Source organism: Alteromonas sp. 14N.309.X.WAT.G.H12 (assembly GCF_036697315.1).
GTDB lineage: Bacteria > Pseudomonadota > Gammaproteobacteria > Enterobacterales > Alteromonadaceae > Alteromonas.
The window spans coordinates 1-1,212 of the sequence record NZ_JBAHZB010000226.1; the positions used below are offsets into that span (position 1 = coordinate 1).

Annotated in this window: 1 protein-coding gene; it reads right to left on the reverse strand. The window is 46.6% G+C overall.

The annotated features are described in order from the left end of the window. Positions 1-21: 21 nt before the first annotated feature. Positions 22-1,206, reverse strand: coding sequence for an elongation factor Tu (gene tuf / locus V5298_RS20670; RefSeq protein WP_332933288.1), 1,185 nt, complete (start codon positions 1,204-1,206; stop codon positions 22-24). Between the last annotated feature and the right edge of the window lie 6 nt (positions 1,207-1,212).

Consider the following 1,212-nt stretch of genomic DNA (forward strand, 5'->3'; position numbering starts at 1 on the left):
GATGACCAATGTCAGCGTTAATTATTCAATAATTTTCGCTACAACACCGGCACCTACTGTACGACCACCTTCACGAATTGCGAAGCGAAGACCTTCATCCATCGCGATTGGTGCGATTAGGTCTACTTCGAATTTCAGGTTGTCACCAGGCATTACCATTTCAACGCCTTCTGGCAATTGAACAGCACCTGTTACGTCTGTTGTACGGAAGTAGAACTGAGGGCGATAGCCTTTAAAGAATGGCGTGTGACGGCCACCTTCGTCTTTGCTCAGTACGTATACTTCTGCTTCAAACTTAGTGTGTGGAGTGATTGAACCAGGCTTAGCCAATACTTGACCACGCTCAACTTCGTCACGCTTAGTACCACGCAGAAGAACACCAACGTTCTCACCAGCACGGCCTTCGTCAAGAAGCTTACGGAACATTTCAACACCAGTACAAGTGGTCTTGGTAGTATCTTTGATACCTACGATTTCCACTTCTTCACCAACTTTGATGATACCTTGCTCTACACGACCTGTTACTACTGTACCACGGCCTGAGATTGAGAATACATCTTCGATAGGTAAGATGAATGGCTTGTCAATTGCACGCTCTGGCTCTGGGATATAAGAATCCAATGCTTCGCCAAGCTCAACAATTTTCGCTTCCCATTCTGCTTCGCCTTCTAGGGCTTTAAGTGCAGAACCTTGGATAACTGGCAGGTCATCACCTGGGAATTCATATTCAGACAGAAGTTCACGTACTTCCATCTCTACCAATTCCAACAACTCTTCGTCGTCTACCATGTCACATTTGTTCATGAACACGATGATGTAAGGTACGCCAACCTGACGACCCAACAAGATGTGCTCACGGGTTTGTGGCATAGGACCATCTGTCGCGGCTACTACCAGGATCGCGCCGTCCATTTGAGCAGCACCAGTGATCATGTTTTTAACATAATCGGCGTGTCCAGGACAGTCTACGTGCGCGTAGTGGCGAGTAGGTGTGTCATATTCAACGTGTGAAGTAGAGATGGTTATACCACGTGCTTTTTCTTCAGGCGCGTTATCGATTTGATCGAATGCCTGAGCAGAACCACCGTAAGTCTTTGCAAGAACAGTAGTGATTGCTGCAGTCAGCGTAGTTTTACCGTGGTCAACGTGGCCGATTGTACCCACGTTTACATGGGGTTTCGTACGTTCAAACTTTTCTTTTGCCATTTTTCT

Excerpts from the sequence above, each read along its gene's own strand:
- tuf (WP_332933288.1), bottom strand. The coding sequence starts at position 1,206 with ATGGCAAAAGAAAAGTTTGAACGTACGAAACCCCATGTAAACGTGGGT.